Source organism: Cellvibrio fontiphilus (assembly GCF_042646205.1).
GTDB lineage: Bacteria > Pseudomonadota > Gammaproteobacteria > Pseudomonadales > Cellvibrionaceae > Cellvibrio > Cellvibrio fontiphilus_A.
Map to the genome: position 1 here is coordinate 638,561 of NZ_JBHRTF010000002.1, position 20,288 is coordinate 658,848.

Sequence of the window (20,288 nt, forward strand, 5' to 3'; positions counted from 1 at the left end):
CCATGAACCCACCGTCATCCACAGTGCCCAAAACACGGCGCTGGTTTCCACACAAGGCGCTCAGCGTTTTTATGTTGCTGCTCTGGCTGCTGCTGGCCAATGAAATCAGCGCCGGTCAGCTGGTCTTGGGCGCCATACTCGCCTGGTTGATTCCCTGGCTGGCACAGGGTTTCTGGCCGGAATCCCTGCAGCTGCACAAACCCTGGTTACTGGTGAAGTTTGTGCTGCTGGTGCTCTGGGACATAGTCATCGCCAACCTGGTGTTGGCGCTGCGTATCCTCGGCCCCATGGGCAAACTGCAGCCGGCGTTTATGCAGGTGCCGCTCGACATAGAACAGGAGTTCACCATCACCCTGTTTGCCAGCACCATCTCACTCACCCCCGGCACAGTCTCGGCGGATTTAAGTTTGGATCGCCGCTACCTACTGGTTCACAGCCTGCATGTCACCGACCCGGAGGCAGCCATCGCCGAGATGAAACAGCGCTACGAAGCCCCTCTCAAGGAGGTATTTGAATGCTCACCACAGCCATAAACATCGCGCTCTTTATGCTGGGCCTCGCCATCGCCCTCAACCTGTGGCGCCTCATCATCGGCCCCTCGCTGCCCGACCGCATACTCGCGCTGGATACCATGTACATCAACACCATCGCCATGTTGGTGTTGTTTGGTATCTACGAGGGCAGCATGTTGTACTTTGAAGCGGCGCTGCTCATTGCCGTCATGGGTTTTGTCGGCACAGTGGCGCTCAGCAAATACCTGCTGCGCGGCGACATTATTGAATAGGGGGAATCTATGTCAGTCCTGACCGAATACCTGATCAGCTTTTTCTTGCTCGCCGGCGCCACCTTCGCCCTGATTGGCTCCATCGGCCTGATGCGCCTGCCGGACTTTTATCTGCGCCTGCACGGCCCCGCCAAAGCCACCACCCTGGGGGTGGGCGGCATCATCCTCGGCTCGGTGATTTTCTTTTCGACCCAAGGCGATGGCTTGAGCCTGCACGAATTATTAATCGCCCTGTTCCTCTTCATCACCGCTCCGGTCAGCTGCCACATAGTCGCCAAAGCCGCGCTGCATTTAAAACTCCCCGCTATTGAACGCACACGCGGCAAGCCCTGGGAAGATGACCTGATCAAGGCAGAACAGGAAGCCAAGGCTGCAATAGCGGAAGGACGTTTTGTCACTGAATCTGTTAATGATCATATTCGAAGAATCACCGACTTATAAAATTCGCGTCACAAATAAAGTGGTCAGCGGAAAATAATCATGAATTCTTTTTGGGGCGAGATTGTGTAATGGCATTAATAAATAAAATTTTAGGAAAACGAACTGCGAATCAATTCCTAATAGGAGTTTCAATTATTACCTTCGGTATTATCGGATTATGTGGAATTGTGTCATTTATTCTAAGTGTTTGTCTTGGAGAAGAAATTGAAACTAAATTCATTAGTTGGGTTTCTACGTTGGCTTCGATTATTGGTTCATGTGCAGCCCTAATGGCTTCAATTGTGGCATTTCTTGGCCTAAGTGCTTGGAAGGAAAATATTTATGTAAATAGATACTTAGAAATGATATGGAAGGCGCAGGAGCAAATAAGATTCCTTAAAAATGTCTTCTACAAACATTACAGTGATTCCATTTTATCCATCGTGAATGATTCGTCCAATCAGGAAGAAGTCAGAAGAAAATTTTATCAAGAAATAGATAAATCCAGAGCATATTTGAATGCAGTTGATGCAGTTGATGCAGTTGATGCATTTGAAAGTTATGAATATTCTGGATTTTTGGAATTAATCAATCAAATAGAAAAGCATGTGAAAGATTTTGAGGCTTATGACATAGAAGAAAGAAGTAGAGGAGCAGAACTTCATTCTGATTTTTTAGAGAAACAAATAACTAGAATTCAGGAATTACTTCATGAACAAGAAAGTAAGGCAGTAAACTATAAACAATGACTACAACTCTCTACGGATTCTCCGACACCTCTTTTAAAACCGCCGGCGGCGAAGCCGGTATTCGTCAACTGGTGGATGATTTTTATCGCTTTATGGATGAATTGCCTGAAGCCGCAATTATCCGTGCGATGCACAAAACAGATTTAACCGAATCGCGCGATAAACTCACGCGCTTTTTATGTGGTTGGATGGGCGGGCCATCGCTCTACGCGGAAAAATACGGCAGCATTAATATCCCGCGCGATCACTCACACTTGCCGATTGGTGCGCACGAACGCGATGCCTGGTTGTTATGTATGGAGCGGGCGATTGCGCTACAGAATTATCCGCAGGATTTTGCGACTTACCTGCTTGCACAATTGCGCGTTCCTGCGGAGCGTATTGTGATGGCGAGCAAACATGTTGCGACACAGCATTCAACTTGATTATTAGCCACAAGATCTGGTGATGATTAGTCTGTTTTTTTGCGCTTGACGCGCCCTTTTTAAGCGCGCAGTATGAGCGCCTCCTAGGGGCAAACAACCATAACAATGCTCCGCTAGTGTTAGTTTTTTCCAATCTGTTTTTCATAAGTGCTGCGTGCTGTTGTCTATCAACATTTCAGCAGCCACTGCGCCTTGGCGTATATCGGCGTTTTTCGGTCTGTATCCCTGCTGCCTGTCAGCCGGTGTTGTTTTATCCAAACATTTCCGAATAACAACGATATAGTTTTCAAGGTAATCCAATGAACATCAAAAAATTTTCCCGTGGCCTTGGCCACTTTTTCGCGTTGGGTGCGGCTGGCGGCCTGTTGGTCTGTGCGGCACAGGCGCAAACTCTTGGCTCCAATCTCTCGCTCACTGGCCCCAGTGCCGGTGCCGATGGTTCGGGTTTTAATGACACTAAACTGGTGCGCGATGGCAGCACGGCGACCTATACCCAAGCCAGTGGTACGTCCAATCAGCGTGTGTCGGTGAAGTGGGGCAGTGCAATTAATTTCAACACGGTGATCCTGCGTGAATCCGGCAGTACCATAACTAATTGGCAGTTGGTGAATAACGATACCGGCGCAGTATTGGCAACCGGCACTGGCATTGGTGCGGCGCGAACGGTGAACCTGGGCAATGTGTCCATGAAAAAACTGAACTTGGTGGTCAGTGGTAGCTCGCCTTTGCGCATGGCGGAAATTGAAGTTTATAACGCAACCGGTGCGGCTTCCTCGGCGCCGTCATCAACTGCGCCCAGCTCCAGCAGTCGTTCATCGATTGCGCCTTCTTCTGCCGCGCTCTCTTCTGTAGCGCTTTCTTCCGCTGCACCTTCGTCAGTAGCTCGCTCTTCAGTAGCACCCAGTAGCATTCCCGCATCGAGTGTTCCGGCGTCCAGCCGTTCGAGCAGCAGTGTGTCGTCAGTAAATAGTTCCAGCGGCGCCATCAGCGCGGCCTGTATCCAATTGGCGACTAACCCTTCAGTAAACTGGCGCGATACAGCATTGCAAACCGATCAGGAAATTGTGGAGTGTTTGTCTAAAACCCTCGGCAAGCCGGTTGGTTATGGTGAAAATGCCAAGGGCGGTTTTGATCCCAACGGCAACAGCAAACTCACTGTGATTACCAAAAATGCCAGCAAATCAGTTGAGCAACAATTACTGGAAGCCATTAGCGGTGAAGCGCACAACTGGATTGTGTTCGACAAAATCCAATTTGCGCAGCCACACGAAATTGGTATGTACCGTTTAGGTTGCAGCAACCCAACAGTGCAATCGATTCTCGGTGCCACTGAAGCTGAGTGTGTGAACTACACGCAATGGTGTGCAAAAAATGGTGTGAGCAGTGCCAATTGTGTAACGCAATTTTTTAATTCAGCGATGAATAAATCCAACAACCCGATTCGCAATCCGGTGATTGGCTCCAACAAAACGATTGATGGTCGCGGCAGCGAAGCCTATTTTTTATTTAGCGGTTTTGCGATAGGTAAAGACTCCACCGGCACGCCAACACAAACGGCCAACAGTGTGATTCTTACGCATCTGAATTTTAAAGGCGCGGGGCACACCGAGGATCACTATTGCGACCCGGATATGATTCGCTCCACCGGCGCCTCCAAAGATATTTGGATTCACAAAAATACCTTTGATACCACTGGTGATTCTGCGTTTGACGTAAAAGTGGGCGCGCATAATGTGACTATGTCGTTTAACCGCGTAGTGAATGTAAAACGCGCAACCCTGCACGGCTCCAGCGACAGTCACACTATCGACAAACAAATCACCACCACCATGCACAACAACGCGTTTGTCACTACCGATGACAGCTATATGTTGCTCGGCAATACCCTGCGCCGTGTGCCTTTATTGCGTCACGGTAAAACCCATATGTTTAACAACGTGTTTGTGAATTATCGCAACCAGATTTTAAGTTTGCGGGTGGGCGCGAGTGCGTTTATGGAAGACAGCGTATTTGTAGTGAATGCAATTCATCAGGAAAAGAGCACCGCGCAATTATCGCTGGCCGAAATCAGTGCGAATCTGTTTAAAGATATTAGCGGCGGTTCGTTCCGCAATGATCGCAACCTGCTGTGGTTTGGCGATGCCGCGTGTAATTTAACCGCATCGACCCAAACGGCGTTGACGGCGACCAGCGGCACAGTTGCCGATCTCTCCGCCAATTACAGCAGCGCTTCGCGCGCTACCATTAACAGCTGGCGTTTTGCCGCTGGTCAGGAGCTGGTGGATTACGTGAGCGCCACGGCCGGCAAATACGGGCAGATTCCTTACAACTCACCACTCGCAGGTGACAAGTATTACGTGTTGGGCCTGGGCAAGGTGCCCTGCCAGATTCGTTAATATTTAACTAACGGCGTTAATAAAAAAGCCCCGGTGTTTTTGAACTGCACCGGGGCTTTTTTATGCCGGTTTTTTTGCGCTATGGAAAAAAATGACAAAAACGATCTAATTAAAACTGGCGCTAAAATTTCCTTTTGCGTAATCGCTGCCTAGACTAAAAGGACTTTTTTATAGGAGTTGAAAAATGGTTTTACGCATTCCAGCGTTCCTCACCAAATTGGCGGCAGCCGGTTTAGTCATGGCGACAAGTCTTTGTGCAATAGCGGGCAGCTTGACGAATGTATCGGTTGTACCGGCTGACAATACGCCGGGAGCGACGACTAGCTATACCTTTACCTATACAACCGAGTTGGATTTAAACGCTGATACAGCGCTTTTGTATGTGATATTTCCGCCAGAATTTACCGTTGCCGATGGTGCCTGTGATCGGATTGTTTCTTTTACCCTGAACCCTGATCCCGGCGGTGTTATTTGTCGAGACTCCTACGGCGGTTTTAATGAAGTGGGTTTTTCGGTCAATACCACCATTGGGGGCGGCGATAGCATCCTGGGTGGTACTCAGGTAACTGTAGTGGTCGGGGGCGTCACTAACCCTATTACTCCGGGTGACTACAATTTTGATCCTTTTGGTGGCATCGGTGTTGATTCAGGCATCTATACCGCTGATATGACCAGTCCTATGATGCCGACCCAAATCGATGTCGCCCCCACACAAACCGTCACCATCGGCACCCCAAGTAGTAGCAGCTCCAGCACCAGCAGTAACGCCTCCAGTAGTGCTGCTAGCAGCAGTGGTGCGCTTGTGGATGGTACCTGCGGTATCGCCCATACGGGCACCTTTGCGATAGATCCGCCACCAGAAACTCTGTGTGATACGGGTACTCCAGCTTCATACAGCGCTAATGCCACCGATTACACCTGGGATTGTGATGGCGAAAATGGTGGTAGCTCCGCCAACTGCTCCGCGAATCTGGGTTTTTTGATTACACCCGCAGTCACTGCAGAGGGCACCTTTGAGTGTGTCCCTGATCTGGTGGCCTATGGTACGGGTACAACCTGTACTGCAATGCCCAGTCCCGGTTATGACTTTGATGTATGGGGTATGGGAGATTGTGACACTGTGACAACGGCGGTTTGTCCCTTGAACAACGTTATTACTGACCCAGTGTTGAACGTAATATTTGTGGCGGGTTCTACTTACAACATTACTACAGCTGTTAGCCCGAACGATAATGCGGGTACAGCAAGCTGTAACCCTGCACAGGTGGCCAGTGGTAGTAATACAACTTGTACTGCCACAGCGGCAGTTGGCTATAACTTTAGCGGTTGGACAGGCGACTGCATGGGCAGCAGTTGTAACTTGACCAACATTACTGCCAACAAATCGGTCACGGCTAATTTTAGCCTCAAGAATTACACCATCAGCGGAAGTGCATCGCCAGAGAATGGTGGCAGCGTTATTTGTAGTGGCAGTGTGAGCCATGGTAGTTCGGGTAGCTGTACCGCAACAGCCGAAACCGGTTATAGCTTCACCAGCTGGAGCAACTGCCCCAGCGCCAGTGCGAATACCTGTAATTTCACTAGTGTGACATCCAACAGAAATGTTACAGCTAACTTCAGTGCGAACTCCAATACGGTCTATGGTTATACAGATACAGGACGCGGCGAAGTGAGCTGTACCAGTCCTGTCCTCACAGGCGGTACCACCACCTGTACGGCTACGCCTGAATTTGGCCACCACCTTGTGAAATGGACGGGTTGCACTTCTTCTGGTCCCAACACTTGTACAGCTATTGTGACCGGAGAAACCGAAATAATTGTCAGCTTTGCGGTCAACATCTACACGCTGACGGGAATCGCCATTCCGGCGGAAGGTGGCAAATTTGAGTGTGGCACTTGGATGCATGGGGACATGGGAATATGCCAAGGTAGCGCGAACCCCGGGTACCATCTGGAAAGTGTGAGTGGTTGTTCTGGTGATCTTGAATGGTGTGTAACCGTCCCGATGACCAGCAACATGGAAGCCACGGCGACGTTTAAACTCAATTCCTACACCCTAACCGGCAGTGCTAACCCTGTTGGCACTGGTAATGTCAGCTGCCCAGAAAAGGCTGAACACGGCTCTGCTGCCGGTTGTACTGCCGAGGCAGTGACGGGCTATCGCCTGAAAAATTGGAGCCTTGTGTGTGAGGATACTGACTGTAGCCTCGAGAATATTACCGCCGACGCAACAGTGACCGCCAATTTCGAAAAAATCCCTACCTATAACGTCAGCACCAGCGTGTCTCCTGTGGATAGCGGCAGAATCAGTTGCACCAAAGATATTCTGGAGGGTAGCTCCGCGACCTGTAGTGCTATCGCCAAAGACGGTTTTGAATTCACCGGCTGGGGTGGCGATTGTGCGGGAACTGAGCTGAGCTGCGTGATCGCCAATGTCACAGCTAACAAGTCGGTCAGCGCGACCTTTGCGCAAACTCAGGCGGCGGGCTTTAACATCACAGTCGGTTTCATCAACGCGGTAGGTAAGCCGGAAGCTACTGCTATTGCCGGCGATCAAATTTGTTCCGCACCCAATCCGGTGGCCGGTGGCACAACTGTGAGGTGCAATGTCGATAATTACCGGTTGCCGGGCGGGAACACATTCAGAGGCTGGGAAGGTGGCTGCACCAAGGTGGAAGGCCGTACCTGTATTATTGAAAATATGGCTAGCGACAAACGCCTCACTATCAAAATGGGCTCGTTAGCAACAGACTCATCTACCAGTCTCATCAAAGTCAAGCCTGCGGGGGCTGGCAGCGTGTGGTGTACTCAGTCCTGGGCAAACTTACCTTTGTTTAGTAATACGATTACCGATTATTGTCAGGCAGAAGCTAATCAGGGCTATGCGTTTGAGGCTTTCGTTAAAACCTGTTCTGCTGCTGGTATCTGTTATGCGACTGATTACTACTTGGAAGCCAGGTTTAAGTCAGTACCAAATATCCCCGTTGTGATCTGTGAGAGCTGTAATACCAGTACCACAGACACATTTACCAGCACCACAAACACCACCAGCACCACCAGTACGCCGGATGCCAATGGCACCAGCACTCAATCTACTGTGGCGACTACAACCAATACCCAAACCGGGCAAACTAATACGCAAATTAGTGTGGCTCTGCAAGACACAAATGGTGGTCTTGTAACGAAACCTACAACTACCAATATCACCGATCCCAATTTGCAAATACAAATAAGCCCTAACGGCCCCGTTAGTTTTACCAGCGACAATTTAAATACGGGTATGTCGACATCGGGATCTATTGCGGGTAGTGGTTTTTCCGCCACAACGGGTGTTGGAGGTGGATTAGGTGGTGGACTAGGCGGCGGCTTAGGTGGCAGTGGACTAGGTGGTGGCTTTAGCAGCACCGTGAATACTGGAAGCGGATCAAGTGTGATACTTGGGCAAAATACTCAAGGTACCAACGTGCAAGTAACCACGCCGGGTGGCCAGACGACCAGCGTGACTACAACCCCTAGCGGCACTACTATCACCACCGGGCAAAACCAGCAGCAGGTGACAGGTACCAGCACCACCACTAATGTCACTAATTCGGGCACCTCTACGACTGCGCCTATCAATAACAATGGGCAAAGCATTACTAGCAATGTGGTTGATGACAGTCCTCAATCGGGTAGTTTCGGTCCGTCAGGTATTACAACCACCGCACCTTTAGTTCCCGGTACGACTGTTACTGTATCGGCCTGCTGTTACAACCCCCCCACCACGGTGACCTTTACTCTGGCGTCAAGTGGTGTCACTGGTAGTAATATCTCCAAACCCGGTAGACACAGCAAAACAGCCAACGCCGAGGAGGAGCGGGTGATCAATATTGATATGGGCACGGGTGAATTGGTGAGTATTGGCCTGGGTTCCGCCAACCAGCCGTTTTTTACCGCCCAACCTAACGACCCATTGGCACCTGTGGCCACAGGTTATGAAACCGATGAGGAATCCTTTGACCTCACCCTGACTTTCCCGGCCGCTAACTAATTAGGAGCAGATGATGAAAATGTCTTTGATTACTAAATTCGTGCTCCTTGCGGCAGTGTCAGGTCTGGTTGCCTGTGGTGGCAGCGATAAAAAGGGTGGCAATAACACCAGTAGCGCGGCGGCGAGTAGCACCCCGGCCAGCAGTTCAGCGGCCAGTAGTTCGGTGATGAGTAATGTGATGGAGGTGGGTAAAGAATATCCCTATACCGCCAATACCAAAATCACCAACACTGGCACTACCGATTTGGTAGTCACCCAAAAATACTATTGGGAGACCCAAGAAACCAAAGTGGTGTTGGTGGAGGGTAGTGCGACTATTGATTGATGATGGATGGCGTTAAATAAAAAGCCCCGGTGTTTTTTGAACTGCACCGGGGCTTTTTATTTTCTGTGAAGCTGTCGGAAGGCGCTGCGCTTTTCCAACCTACGAATCTGCTTTTATTTCAGCGGCGGTACTCGCCACAATTCGTATGCCATCTTTTCTTGCGGGTGGCATTTTGGCAATTTCGCTTTCAATCCAGTTTTTTACATCTTCGGTTAATTGCTTGCGGTCTTTACCTTCAGTGGCAAAAGGTTCGCTGATCACCACGCGAATGGTGCCGGGGTATTTAATTAAATTTTTAGTGGGCCAGCATTCGCCGGCGTTGTGGGCGATGGCGACTATAGGCACACCAGCGCTGATGGCGATGTCGGCGCCGCTGCGCGCGTAGTTACCGACTTGGCCCACCGGGGTGCGAGTACCTTCGGGGAACACTAATAAATTATTGCCCTGCTGCAAACGGCGCAGGCCGATGCGTTTAATATCTTTTAAGGCCTGCATAGGGTTGCTGCGATCGATAGCGATAGGACGCAAACTCGCCAAACCCCAACCAAAAAATGGAATGCGGAATAATTCTTTTTTAAGGATGGTGCTGACCGGGCCAAAATAATATTGCAGGAACATGGTTTCCCAGGTGCTTTGGTGTTTGGCCATAACCACACAGGGAAATAAATCGCGGCGGCGCTCGCCGTGAATTTCAAAACGAATATTGCAGCAGACGCGCAACCAAAACATCACAAAACGGTTCCACAAAGTCACTATGCGCCAGCGCCAGGCGTAGGGAAATATTGGCCAAATAATCACGCCAATAAAACCAATCAATACGCTGCTAACGTTGTAACCAATAGTAAAAAGTAAACTGCGAAGTTTAAGCACGTTAATTCCTGTTAGGAGTTTTGGGTGAGGGCGTCGGCAAGAATAAAATCTGCTGCTGCACTCAGGTTATCAAATACCAATACTTGTTCTTGGGCGATTAGCGGGCTGTCAGTTTGCAAACTCGCATCGGCTAATTGCGCCAGGGTTGTTTCGCCCTTGCCGGTTTTTACCAGCACAGGTTTGCAGCCTTTTTGTACGCCCGCTTGTAAATCGCGCAGGCTGTCGCCAATAAAATAACTGGATTCCACCGAGGTGTTAAATTCGGCTTCAATGGCATCGAGCATGCCCGGTTTGGGTTTGCGGCATTTGCAGCTGTCATCCGGGTGATGGGGGCAATAAAAAATCCCGCCCAATTCGCCGCCTTGTTCTTCCACCAGTGCGGTTAATTTTTCGTGCATGGCTTCCAGGTCTTCCAGCTCAAATTTACCTTTGGCCAAACCCGCTTGGTTGGTGGCAACGACTACCGTAAAACCTGCTTTGCTTAAGCGCGCAATAGCCTCAATGCTGCCGCTAATGGGCAGATATTCGTCAGCCGATTTTACGTAGTCGTCGCGGTCGTGATTTATTACACCATCGCGGTCGAGAATAATTAGTTTCATGGTGTTCTCAGTGATAGAACCCCCTCCCAGCCTCCCCCTTTTCAAGGGGGAGGGGCTTTACTTCCCACTTAATGCGCCGTACCAGTTCCCTCCCTTTATGAAGGGGAGGGCCAGGGTGGGGTAGTAACTCCCTCCCTTTTTTAAGGGGAGGGTTGGGGTGGGGTTAGATTTAGTTTTTCGCCGGCACCAAATAGGAAATATCCGCGACTTCCAAAAACAAACCGCGCAGTTTGGATAACAACGCCAAACGGTTTTGTTGCAGCGCGGCGTCATCACACATCACCATCACGCTATCAAAAAATGCATCCACTGTTGGTTGCAAATCGGCGAGTGCAGCGAGGGCCTTGGTGTATTCACGCGCGGCAAACAAAGGTGCAACTACCGCTTCTTTGGCGCTGATGGCTTGCGCGAGATTTTTCTCTGCATCTTCCTGCAGCAAAGCCGAATTTACGTCGCTATTCACCGCCGCATTTTGCTTGGCGAGAATATTGGATACACGCTTATTTGCGGCAGCGAGTGCCTGCGCTTGCGGCAATTTGCTGAACTCGTTTACGGCGAGCACGCGCTGGTTAATATCCAGTGGTTGCGATAATTGTTTTGCGGTGACGGATTGGAATACTTCCGCTGGAATCTGCGCATCTTCAAACATCGCGCGGAAACGGTCGAGCATATAGCCGAGCACTTGCTCAACCAGCTCATCACCCACAGTCAGATTTTTGTGCTGCGCTTTGGCGAAGGTTAATAACTCGCGCAAATCCAGCGTCAGGTTTTTTTCCACCAATAAACGCAATACGGCGATGCTCGCACGGCGCAAAGCGAATGGATCTTTGGAGCCGGATGGTTGTTGGCCAATACCAAAAATACCGCTGATGGTATCCAAACGATCCGCCAGCGCGATAATGGTGCCGGTGATAGTTTGCGGCAATTGGTCGCCCGCAAAACGCGGCATATATTGTTCGTTCATCGCCGCCGCGACTTCGGCATTTTCGCCGTCGTTCAGCGCGTAGTAGTAACCGGCGATACCTTGCATATCGTCAAACTCGCCCACCATATTGGTGACCAGATCCGACTTACACAATTGCGCGGCGCGTTCTGCTGAAGCAGAGTCTGCATTTAATTTGCCAGCGATCAGCTTTGCCAAACCTGCTACGCGTTCAGTTTTATCGTAGATAGTTCCAAGCTGTGCCTGGAATACGATGGTTTTTAACCGTTCGCGCAGTGAAGCCAGAGTGGTTTTTTTATCGGTTTCAAAAAAGAAAGCCGCATCGGACAAGCGTGGGCGAATCACACGCTCGTTGCCATTGATAATTTGCGCGGCGTCTTTGCTTTCAATATTCGCTACGGTGATGAAATTATTTTTCAACTTGCCGTTGGCATCTACCACGTGGAAATATTTTTGGTGCTCTTTCATGGAAGCGATCAAGGCTTCTGCGGGAACAGCCAGGAAGCGTTCTTCAAATTTTCCGGTGAGTGCGACAGGCCATTCAACCAAAGCGGTTACTTCGTCCAGAAGATCAGCATCAATCACGGCAACGCCGCCAACTTTTTTCGCTTCAGCTTCGACTTGTTGTTGGATGGTTGCGCTGCGCTCAGCAAAATCCGCTACTACATAGCCGGTATTTTTTAAAACACTGGCGTAATCACTGGCGTTGGCTAATTCAATACTGTTGTTGTAGTGGAAGCGATGGCCGCGTGTGGTGCGACCAGCGCTTAAACCCAGCACCGACGCATTAACTACCTCGCTGCCAAACAGCATCACTAACCAGTGTACCGGGCGCACAAATTCTTCGCGGGTTGAACCCCACTTCATGCGTTTGGCGATAGGTAATTTTGCCAGCGCATCGCTTACGATTTTTTCCAACAGCGCGGTGGTTTTTTGGCCTTGTTGTGAAATACGTGCAACCAGTTTTTCCGCTTTGCCATCGCTTTCGGCTTTTAATTCAGAAGCAGCAATGCCATTTTTTTCGGCAAAGGCGAGTGCAGCTTTGGTGGGTTCGCCATCTTTAAAGGCAATCGCCGCTGGTGGCCCCCACACAACCAATTCTTTGGAGGGCGTTTCGCTCGCAAGATTTTCTACCAACACAGCCAAACGGCGCGGGGCGGCATAGGCTTTGACTGAGCTAAACGATAATTCCAGCGCGGTTAAATCCGCTTGAATGCTTTCCACGAAGGCATTCATCAAATTTTTTAAATTTTTTGGGGGCAGTTCTTCGGTGCCCAACTCAACCAGAAAATCAGCAGACATTATTTAATCTCCTCAGCAGAGCTAGCGGCAATCGCTGCAAGCATCTCTGCTCTTAAGGCTTCAGGTGCAAGTGGGAAGCCGAGGGCTTTGCGGCTATCGTAGTAGGCTTGGGCAACGGCGCGTGACAAGGTGCGCACACGCAAAATAAAACGCTGGCGCTCGGTTACGGAAATCGCGTGGCGCGCATCCAGCAAGTTAAACGCGTGGGAGGCTTTCATCACCATTTCATAGGCGGGCAGCGGCAGATTTTTTTCCATCAGGCGCTGGCTTTCTTTTTCGTAGAAATCGAAATTGCTGAATAAAAATGCAGTGTCGGCTTCTTCAAAGTTGTAGGTGGATTGCTCCACTTCGTTTTGATGGAACACATCGCCGTAGGTGACCTTGTCGCCGTTGGGGTTGATCGTCCAGACCAAATCAAAAATCGAATCCACGCCTTGCAGGTACATCGCAATACGCTCAATACCGTAGGTGATTTCGCCAGTGACCGGGAAACACTCCAAGCCGCCCACTTGTTGGAAGTAAGTAAATTGCGTTACTTCCATACCGTTTAACCAGACTTCCCAACCCAGACCCCAGGCGCCCAATGTGGGCGATTCCCAGTTGTCTTCCACAAAGCGGATGTCATGCACGTTGGTGTCGATACCCATTTCGCGCAGCGAGCCGAGATACAAATCCTGAATATTGGCGGGCGAGGGTTTCATCGCCACCTGGAATTGGTAGTAGTGCTGCAGGCGGTTGGGATTTTCGCCGTAGCGGCCGTCTTTGGGGCGACGGCAAGGCTGGACGTAGGCGGTGTTCCAGGTTTCCGGGCCGATAGCGCGCAGGAAGGTGGCGGGGTGGAAGGTGCCGGCGCCGACTTCGAGGTCGAGCGGTTGCAGAATTACGCAGCCTTGGCGCGCCCAATAATCTTGCAGGGCGAGGATCAGCCCCTGGAAAGTGCTTACGTCATAGCGTTTGTCAGACATGGCAGACTCAGTTAAGAAAAGTGATCGAAGAAATTGGAAAATGGCGGCGATTATAGCCATCAAACCTGCACAATGGCAGCGCTTGCCCCCGTTCTGTAAAAATACCGCCGGTCGCCGGCACCAGAGTCGTATCAAGCTTGTCACATCAGCCTTTAAAAGGAGCAACCATGGATACCCCACAAAAATTCAGCCCGCTTACCATCGCCCTGCATTGGCTGATTGCCTTTGCCATGATCGCCATGTTGGCGGTGGGTTTTTACATGTCTATATATGAGGTTTACCCGCTCTACGATTGGCATAAATCCTTCGGTGTGGCGATTTTTGCGGTGATATTGCTGCGCGTGTGGTGGCGGATTAAAAACGGTTGGCCTAAACCCCTGCGTGAATACCCGCAATTCCAACAGCGTTTGGCGCGGGTAACGCACTGGGTATTGATTATTGGCACGCTGCTGATGCCTATCTCCGGCATGCTGTATTCCGGTTTGGGCGGCTGGGGCATCAAGGTATTTGGTTGGGTTATGGTGCCCGGCAATAAAAACCCCGCTACCGGTCAGACTGAACCCATCCACGCCGGCCTTGCGCAGCTGGGCGCCTTTACCCATGAGTGGCTGGGTTATGTGCTGGTGGTGACTGTCTTGCTGCATATGGCGGGCGCGCTCAAACACCATCTGTTCGACAGGGATCGCACCCTGCTGCGCATGCTCGGGCGTTAAGCGGTAGCGCGGGGAACCAAGGCGAAAGGCCAGCAGAGTAAAGCCTGCGTAAACGCCGGGTAAAGCCAGCGTAAACAGAGTAAATAGCGCGTAAAGCGGGAGTAACAGGGGCGTAAAAGCCGGTTTACACGGGTTTAATTTGGCCGGGGAGAGGCCTATCTTGAATTTACGGCGCCAACAAACAGGCGCAGCTTGAACTCCCGGGCCTTTAGGCAGGCCCTTTTTAAGAGCAGGAATAAGCGATGAAAAATTTATCTGTGTTCGCCTTGGCCACTAACGATCACCTGGTTCAACCGGAAGAATTTGAAGATATCAAGGCTGCCACGCCGGCACTGGCGATACTGACCGATTTTCGCAGCCATAAGCCCCACATGGTGGATAGTCACCTGGAGGCGTCCGAGGCGCTGGAATTAATGCGCGGTGAAAATGTGACTATCAAACTGGTGGTGGATGCCCACAAAGAGTTTGTGGGGGTAATTAGCCTGGATGATCTGTCCCATCACCGTATGTTGTTGAAACAAGCGGAACTGCACCTGAAACACGACGAACTGCTGGTGCGCGACTTGATGCACTCACGCACTGAGATTCGCGCCATAGATTACGAGCAATTCAGAAAATGCACGGTGGGCGATATTGTTTCCACCCTGAAAAAATCCCACCGGGAATACCTGCTGGTGGTGGATAAAGAAGCACACCATATTCGCGGCATAGTATCGGCCAGCGAGATCGCCAGCCGTTTACATACGCCGGTGGAGATTGAAAAAGAACTGACCTTTATGGATATCTTCAGCGCCGTTGCCGTTAAGGTGCACTGAGTCAGGTCAAGCCTGGCCCCCCGTTTTTACCAACCCACTGTTTTACTCCTTGATGGGCGCCGAAAGGCGCTCTTTTTTTATCCCAAACCCGGTTCGGACTGTCCTAAAGGCTGCAAACAGCCCTGACGTGCGTTGAGACACGCGCCACAATGCTGGCTGTTGTTACCTGGGGTAACCATCCTATCTTTTTGATTTTTATAGAAATCTTGTGCTGTGGCGCAGGTTTTTATACCACCTTGCGGCAGAACTCAAAACTGGGACGATTCCGGTCGCCGACAGGAGGATTCTGATAGCACAGGGTTATTGAAAAGTGAGTCACTCTTTCTAATAACAACAGGCCGCCAGTTGCTCTTGGCAGCTAGCTCACAGGGCTCGGTAACCCCGGCATCATCCAGTTGAATAATTGATAACAACTCCCTGTCACTGATGAGGTGAACATGAAAGCAATCATTTCCGCTGCAGCGCTATTGCTGACAGCAACCCAGCTGGCGGCCCAGGTTCCCAATCCGCCACCGAGCACTACCCCGACCAACAACCCTATTCCGGTAGGTGCGGGCAGCTATTTGACCAATTGGGACGGCCGTATCGACCTGGCAATTCCCGACAACCGCGATGTGCAGACCACCAAACACATCACCAGCAATCTGGCTAACCAGCCGATGCCCACCAACTCCTGGTGGAGTTCGATCCTGTGGGAAGGCACTAACCAGCCTTGGCAGGACTGGGGCACCCGCGGTTCGCACAATGTGAGTTATGCGCACCCCTTTGCCATCAAACCGGAAATTAACGGTGTACGTTTGTATTCACCGCGCCTTGAGGATTTCTGGGCGATTGATTATGCGTTTGTGGGCACTATGCCGGCACCGGCCACCCAATGGGTGAATGGTATTGAGCAGCCCATGCACGAGACTGTGTACTTCAAAGAATTGGATTTTGTGTTGGGTAACTCGGCGGCCAGCGGCAATTTCACCGCCAAGGTGCACGATTACAGCGACTGGTACGTGACTACCCGTATGGAAGCCGGTGCAGCCGCTATGGATGTGACGTTTGGTCACGGTTCGCCCTATGTGTTTGCGAATTACACCAACGGCAACCCACGCATTATTTTCTCTACCCACTCCACCGCACCCGCAGCCGCTAAAACGCCAGAAATCTGGTCGGGTAACAGCAGTTCCGCGGTGATTGGCTTCTCGGTCCAAGGTCGCAACTATGCGGCGTTTGCCCCTGCCGGCACCACCTGGACAGGTTTGGGCACCTCAAGCATTACCGCTAACCTGCCGGCGGGTAAAAAATACTTCAGCGTAGCCGCACTGCCCAATCGCGCAGCGCTGCCGTTAATGACCAAATACGCCTACAACCACGTGACCGGTTCGCAAGTGAGCTGGAACTATCGCGCCAGTGACAGCAAGTTGCTGAGCACCTACGCGGTTACCACCAACAACTACGCCGAATCTACGGGTACTGGCACCCTGATGGGCCTGTATCCGCACCAGTGGCGCAAGCTGGCTGGCGGTGTGACCCTGACTGGCGATAGCTATTTCACCCCGCGCGGTAACATGAAGTTGGCCGAAGGCTCTTCTTTCACCACCGCCGTTGCCTTCCAGGGTGTGATTCCGGCTATGCCCGCCGTGACTGAGCAAGCGGATAAAACCCGCCTCTCCGGTTTGGTTAACAACGTTCGCTCGGAGGTGTTCAGCAACCGCGATACCTACTACACCGGCAAGCGCCTGGGCAAAATCGCCACCCTTATCCCGCTCGCGCAACAAACCGGCAATACCGCTGCCGAGACTCAATTTAAAGACGAGTTGAAATGGCGTTTGGAAGGCTGGTTAAAAGCCGACGTGATCGATGACCTGGAGCCATCGCCCTTTGCCAAAAACCTGTTCTACTACAACAGCAACTGGGGCACCATGCTGGGTATTGATGGCAGCTTTGGCAGCCTGAAAGAGCTTAATGACCACCACTTCCACTATGGCTATTTTGTGCGTGCGGCGGCTGAATTGGCGCGCAACGACAAAAACTGGGCCCAGCCCCAGCAGTTTGGCGGCATGATCGAGTTGTTGATGCGCGACTACGGCAACTGGGAGCGTCCACGCAACCCGGCCACCAGCACCACCGGCAAAATGTTCCCCTTCCTGCGCAACTTCGACATCTACGCCGGTCACTCCTGGGCGTCTGGCCATGCGCGTTTTGGTGCGGGCAATAACAATGAATCCTCCTCGGAAGCGATGAACGCTTGGACGGCGATGATCCTCTGGGGTGAAGAAACCGGCAATACCGCCGTGCGCGATGCGGGTATCTTCCTCTATACCACCGAGATGACCGCCATCCAGGAATACTGGAACAACGTGCATGAAGAGAACTATCACCCTGCCTACAAACGCCCCATGGCGTCGCTGGTATGGGGTGGCAAAACCGACTATGCCACCTGGTTCAGTGCGCTGCCGGAAGCTATGCACGGCATTATTCTGCTGCCGATCCAGTCAGGTTCGCTCTATTTGGGCCAATACCCTGAGTATGCGCGCAAGAACTTTGAGTACATGGCCAATGGCCGCACCATGTTTACTATGTGGGATGCGATCTTCTATGCCTATCAAGCGGTTTATGACCCGGTAGCTGCGCTGGCTAACTTTGATGCCAACGAAGGTCGTATGCGCAATTCGGTAGCTGGCCCGGCGTCTTTCACGGAAGAGGGTAACTCCCTTGCCAATACCTATGCCTGGATCAAAACCTTCCACCGCTATGGCCGTATTGATAATGAGGTAGTGGCTACCAATCACCCAACCTTCGCGGTCTTCCGCAAGGGTAATGAGCGCACCTACGTTGCCTACAACGCCAGTGCCGTTAACGCCAAAAATGTGACCTTTAACGATGGCACCACGCTGATGGTGAATCCGGGCGAACTCAAGGTGCAGACCGGTGTGGTAGTGCCTGTGTCATCCAGTTCGGTATCCAGCATCAGCAGCTCGGCTCCCAGCAGCTTGTCTTCATCCAGCCAAAGTACCCAGTCCTCTTGCAGTTCAGGCTTCTGTGGCCCGTCCTCTGTCAGCTCTTCATCGCAAAGTTCTTCGTCAGTAAGTTCTTCATCCCTGAGTTCATCGTCGGTATCCAGCTCTTCTTCCTCGGCTGTGACTACCGGTGTGGTGCAAATGGTGGCGGTAGCTAACGGTGGCATGCAGTTCAGTATTCGCCTGCCCGAGCGTAAACAGCAGGTGCACTTGTTTGCCCGTCGCAACGGCAATCAGGATTACGTGGTGATCGACCTGCAAGCACAAGCTGGCGGCGAGACTAACAATGGCGATGGCACCTATACCTACCGCGCAACCCGCTCAGGTATCTATGCCGCTGGCGACCTGGTGGAAGCTCGCTTCTATACCTTCAGCCCGGCGACTGGTCAGGTGTTCTACCCAGGCCCAGTGGAAAACAGCTGGACCTCAGTAACCTATGCCGGCGCTTCCTCTACTTCCAGCTTGTCCAGCAGCTCGGCGCCGTCCAGCGTCTCCAGCTCGTCTGTGCCATCGAGTGTGTCCAGCTCCTCGCTGTCATCCAGCAGCAGCTCCAGTTCGTCCTCAACCGGATCGGGCTACAGCGCTACCGCGGTAATGCCAAATGGTGCACCAGTGGCTTACACCACTACCGCTAGCTACAGCAACGGCGGGGTGAAAATCACCTTTACCACCAACGAAAACCTGAACTGGGCCTGGGTGTTTACCCCCGGCTGGAACAACATGACCCGCGTGGTAGGTAATAGCTTTGAGGTGACTATCCCCAATGTGTCACCGGGTACAGCCCTGAACTACTACTTCACCGTCAGCACCGCTACCCGTGGTGAAGCTAACAACAATAACCAGCAACACCAGTGGATAGTGCAATAACCCATTCCACAGTTTGTATTGATAACCCTCCCAACCTTTACCGGCGCCCAGTGCGCCGGTTTTTTTATGGGCGCTTATTCCGTGGCTACTGTGTCAGTGGCGGATTTCCGGTAAGCTGCGCGCACTTTGTGTGAAACGGGTGTTTACCCTATGAAAGATCATATAGCTCCGCTGCTGATCAAACTTATTGCGCGTTTACCCCTGGGCGTTTTGCGGTTTATGGGTAGCCTGATCGGACGCTGCCTGTGGTTGCTAAATAGCCGTGCGGCCAAAATCACCCGCGAAAATATCAGCCTGTGTTTTCCGGAATTATCGCCTGCACAGCAGCAGGCCCTGGCTAAACAGAGTCTGCAGGAGACGGGTAAAACCGCGATGGAAGCCGGTGCCATTTGGCGTCACTCCTGGCAGTGGTTGGATAACAAAATTGTCGCCAAAGAGGGCGATGATCTGCTGCGTGCCAAATTGGCGGAGGGCAAAGGGGTACTGGTACTCGCGCCCCACCACGGCAATTGGGAAGTTGTCGCCCCTTATTTAGCCAGCGTGGCGCGCCTGACTGCTATGTACCAGCCGGTAGAAAACCCCAAAATGGATGAGCTGGTGCTGGCCGGGCGCAGTAAATTGAATATCTCCATGGCGCCCACCAATCGCAAAGGCGTGATGATGTTATTCAAGGCGCTTCAAGCCGGAACGATTGTGGGCATATTGCCCGACCAGGTTCCGGCGCGTGATGCGGGCGGCGAAATCGCGCCATTTATGGGGCAGCCGGCGCTCACCATGACACTGGTACACGGTTTGATCCAGCGCACCGGTTGTGCCGTGTGCGCCTGTTATGCCGAGCGGGTGCCCGGCGGTTTCAAGATGGTAGTGATAGAGGCGGATAGCGCCATTTACAGCGAAGACCAACCCACTTCAGTGGCGGGTTTGAATGAGAGTGTCGCGGCCTGTGTGCGCCGCGCACCGGCGCAGTACCAGTGGGAATACAAACGTTTCCGCCGCCTGCCGCCGGAATACCAGCGGCGCTATCAACTAAAATGATGCACAACAGGGAAGCGTAAATTGCAAGGCAAGGATGTGTTA

General features: G+C 51.7%; 16 protein-coding genes. 12 read left to right on the forward strand and 4 right to left on the reverse strand.

Annotated features, from left to right (window positions below; translation table 11 throughout):
- Positions 1 to 2 precede the first annotated feature (2 nt).
- The 8 genes from ACFODX_RS04595 to ACFODX_RS04630 all read left to right on the forward strand — a co-directional run bounded on the left by ACFODX_RS04595 (position 3) and on the right by ACFODX_RS04630 (position 9,129).
- Positions 3 to 533, forward strand: coding sequence for a Na+/H+ antiporter subunit E (locus ACFODX_RS04595; RefSeq protein WP_378116520.1), 531 nt, complete (start codon positions 3 to 5; stop codon positions 531 to 533).
- Entirely contained in the window at positions 515 to 784 is a 270-nt protein-coding gene (locus tag ACFODX_RS04600; protein ID WP_378116522.1) for a K+/H+ antiporter subunit F, read from the forward strand. The genes ACFODX_RS04595 and ACFODX_RS04600 overlap by 19 nt, the downstream gene beginning before the upstream one ends.
- 9 nt (positions 785 to 793) lie before the next feature.
- Positions 794 to 1,225, forward strand: coding sequence for a Na+/H+ antiporter subunit G (locus ACFODX_RS04605; RefSeq protein ID WP_378116524.1), 432 nt, complete (start codon positions 794 to 796; stop codon positions 1,223 to 1,225).
- Between the two features lie 68 nt (positions 1,226 to 1,293).
- Positions 1,294 to 1,953 carry a hypothetical protein gene (locus ACFODX_RS04610; protein ID WP_378116526.1) on the forward strand — a complete coding sequence of 220 codons (660 nt, stop codon included), beginning with the start codon at positions 1,294 to 1,296 and terminating at the stop codon, positions 1,951 to 1,953.
- The gene (locus tag ACFODX_RS04615) at positions 1,950 to 2,378 is read left to right on the forward strand and encodes a group II truncated hemoglobin (protein ID WP_378116528.1); all 429 of its coding nucleotides are present in this window, start codon (positions 1,950 to 1,952) and stop codon (positions 2,376 to 2,378) included. The genes ACFODX_RS04610 and ACFODX_RS04615 overlap by 4 nt, the downstream gene beginning before the upstream one ends.
- A gap of 299 nt (positions 2,379 to 2,677) precedes the next feature.
- Positions 2,678 to 4,774 (forward strand): pectate lyase family protein, encoded by a 2,097-nt coding sequence (locus ACFODX_RS04620; RefSeq protein WP_378116530.1) that lies wholly within the window; start codon positions 2,678 to 2,680, stop codon positions 4,772 to 4,774.
- A gap of 184 nt (positions 4,775 to 4,958) precedes the next feature.
- Positions 4,959 to 8,804, forward strand: a complete 3,846-nt coding sequence (locus ACFODX_RS04625; RefSeq protein WP_378116532.1) for an InlB B-repeat-containing protein — start codon at positions 4,959 to 4,961, stop codon at positions 8,802 to 8,804.
- 10 nt (positions 8,805 to 8,814) lie between these two features.
- Positions 8,815 to 9,129: a hypothetical protein gene (locus tag ACFODX_RS04630; RefSeq protein WP_378116534.1), complete on the forward strand. Its 315-nt coding sequence runs from the start codon at positions 8,815 to 8,817 to the stop codon at positions 9,127 to 9,129.
- Between the two features lie 99 nt (positions 9,130 to 9,228).
- Here ACFODX_RS04630 and ACFODX_RS04635 read toward each other — a convergent pair whose 3' ends face one another.
- From ACFODX_RS04635 to glyQ, 4 genes are all read right to left on the reverse strand, one after another.
- On the reverse strand, positions 9,229 to 9,999 hold the full coding sequence (locus tag ACFODX_RS04635; RefSeq protein ID WP_378116536.1) for a lysophospholipid acyltransferase family protein: 771 nt from the start codon (positions 9,997 to 9,999) through the stop codon (positions 9,229 to 9,231).
- An 11-nt stretch (positions 10,000 to 10,010) separates the two neighbouring features.
- On the reverse strand, positions 10,011 to 10,598 hold the full coding sequence (gene gmhB, locus ACFODX_RS04640; protein ID WP_378116538.1) for a D-glycero-beta-D-manno-heptose 1,7-bisphosphate 7-phosphatase: 588 nt from the start codon (positions 10,596 to 10,598) through the stop codon (positions 10,011 to 10,013).
- 169 nt (positions 10,599 to 10,767) lie between these two features.
- On the reverse strand, positions 10,768 to 12,843 hold the full coding sequence (gene glyS / locus ACFODX_RS04645; RefSeq protein WP_378116540.1) for a glycine--tRNA ligase subunit beta: 2,076 nt from the start codon (positions 12,841 to 12,843) through the stop codon (positions 10,768 to 10,770).
- The gene (gene glyQ / locus ACFODX_RS04650; protein WP_378116542.1) at positions 12,843 to 13,808 is read right to left on the reverse strand and encodes a glycine--tRNA ligase subunit alpha; all 966 of its coding nucleotides are present in this window, start codon (positions 13,806 to 13,808) and stop codon (positions 12,843 to 12,845) included. Before glyQ ends, glyS begins: the two co-directional genes overlap by 1 nt.
- Before the next feature lie 167 nt (positions 13,809 to 13,975).
- Between glyQ and ACFODX_RS04655 the strand changes: the two genes are divergently transcribed.
- From ACFODX_RS04655 to ACFODX_RS04670, 4 genes are all read left to right on the forward strand, one after another.
- Complete coding sequence (locus ACFODX_RS04655) at positions 13,976 to 14,521, forward strand: cytochrome b (RefSeq protein ID WP_378116544.1); 546 nt, start codon at positions 13,976 to 13,978, stop codon at positions 14,519 to 14,521.
- A gap of 242 nt (positions 14,522 to 14,763) precedes the next feature.
- On the forward strand, positions 14,764 to 15,336 hold the full coding sequence (locus tag ACFODX_RS04660) for a CBS domain-containing protein (RefSeq protein WP_378116546.1): 573 nt from the start codon (positions 14,764 to 14,766) through the stop codon (positions 15,334 to 15,336).
- A gap of 437 nt (positions 15,337 to 15,773) precedes the next feature.
- A complete protein-coding gene (locus ACFODX_RS04665; RefSeq protein WP_378116549.1) occupies positions 15,774 to 19,211 on the forward strand; it encodes a glycosyl hydrolase in 3,438 nt (1,145 codons plus the stop codon).
- A gap of 150 nt (positions 19,212 to 19,361) precedes the next feature.
- Positions 19,362 to 20,246, forward strand: coding sequence for a lysophospholipid acyltransferase family protein (locus ACFODX_RS04670; protein WP_378116551.1), 885 nt, complete (start codon positions 19,362 to 19,364; stop codon positions 20,244 to 20,246).
- The last annotated feature ends 42 nt before the right edge of the window (positions 20,247 to 20,288 follow it).

Bases quoted from the DNA above. Each gene is read 5' to 3' on its own strand.
- ACFODX_RS04595 (WP_378116520.1), top strand. From the start codon at position 3: ATGAACCCACCGTCATCCACAGTGCCCAAAACACGGCGCTGGTTTCCA.
- ACFODX_RS04600 (WP_378116522.1), top strand. From the start codon at position 515: ATGCTCACCACAGCCATAAACATCGCGCTCTTTATGCTGGGCCTCGCC.
- ACFODX_RS04605 (WP_378116524.1), top strand. From the start codon at position 794: ATGTCAGTCCTGACCGAATACCTGATCAGCTTTTTCTTGCTCGCCGGC.
- ACFODX_RS04610 (WP_378116526.1), top strand. From the start codon at position 1,294: ATGGCATTAATAAATAAAATTTTAGGAAAACGAACTGCGAATCAATTC.
- ACFODX_RS04615 (WP_378116528.1), top strand. From the start codon at position 1,950: ATGACTACAACTCTCTACGGATTCTCCGACACCTCTTTTAAAACCGCC.
- ACFODX_RS04620 (WP_378116530.1), top strand. From the start codon at position 2,678: ATGAACATCAAAAAATTTTCCCGTGGCCTTGGCCACTTTTTCGCGTTG.
- ACFODX_RS04625 (WP_378116532.1), top strand. From the start codon at position 4,959: ATGGTTTTACGCATTCCAGCGTTCCTCACCAAATTGGCGGCAGCCGGT.
- ACFODX_RS04630 (WP_378116534.1), top strand. From the start codon at position 8,815: ATGATGAAAATGTCTTTGATTACTAAATTCGTGCTCCTTGCGGCAGTG.
- gmhB (WP_378116538.1), bottom strand. From the start codon at position 10,598: ATGAAACTAATTATTCTCGACCGCGATGGTGTAATAAATCACGACCGC.
- glyS (WP_378116540.1), bottom strand. From the start codon at position 12,843: ATGTCTGCTGATTTTCTGGTTGAGTTGGGCACCGAAGAACTGCCCCCA.
- glyQ (WP_378116542.1), bottom strand. From the start codon at position 13,808: ATGTCTGACAAACGCTATGACGTAAGCACTTTCCAGGGGCTGATCCTC.
- ACFODX_RS04655 (WP_378116544.1), top strand. From the start codon at position 13,976: ATGGATACCCCACAAAAATTCAGCCCGCTTACCATCGCCCTGCATTGG.
- ACFODX_RS04660 (WP_378116546.1), top strand. From the start codon at position 14,764: ATGAAAAATTTATCTGTGTTCGCCTTGGCCACTAACGATCACCTGGTT.
- ACFODX_RS04665 (WP_378116549.1), top strand. From the start codon at position 15,774: ATGAAAGCAATCATTTCCGCTGCAGCGCTATTGCTGACAGCAACCCAG.
- ACFODX_RS04670 (WP_378116551.1), top strand. From the start codon at position 19,362: ATGAAAGATCATATAGCTCCGCTGCTGATCAAACTTATTGCGCGTTTA.